Below are 511 nucleotides of genomic sequence, written 5' to 3' on the forward strand. Positions count from 1 at the left end.
CCGCGCGGCCACGAGGAGGCCGACTCGACCGGCCAGCACGCCAGGCCGCCGATGGGCAACCGGCCGGTCAACGGCCGTCAGGGCCCCGGCTCCACCGCCGAGTTCGCCCGTCCGGACTTCAACGCACCTCTGCCGCCGACCCCGCAGGAGGACAGCGGCTGGTCCACGGGCCAGTACGAGCGCTCCGACGTCCGCGGTCCGGTGCGCCCGCAGCCGCCTCAGCGTCAGCAGCCCCCGGCGCCTCAGCAGCCGCAACTGCCCCAGCAGCCTCAGTCGCCTCAGCCGCAGTCACCTCAGTACCAGCAGCCCCAGTACCAGGAGCAGCAGTACCAGGACCCGGCCTCCACGTCCGCCTTCCAGCGTCCGGACTTCGACGCCCCGCGTCCCCCGGCCCCTGCGGAGATCCGCGACTACAGTGCCCCCGTCCAGCGCGGTCGCGACAACGCCGACTTCGGTGTGCCGCGTCCGCCCGCCCCCGGCGCCTTGCCTGCCCAGCCCCAGCAGGAGGCGC

Annotated in this window: 1 pseudogene; it reads left to right on the top strand. The window is 75.0% G+C overall.

Annotated features, from left to right (window positions below):
• Window positions 1–511, top strand: a pseudogene (locus tag J0695_RS37615) (hypothetical protein); the annotation flags it as partial.

Origin of the sequence: Streptomyces beijiangensis, from assembly GCF_017315755.1 — a bacterium.
Classification (GTDB): Bacteria; Actinomycetota; Actinomycetes; order Streptomycetales; family Streptomycetaceae; genus Streptomyces; species Streptomyces beijiangensis.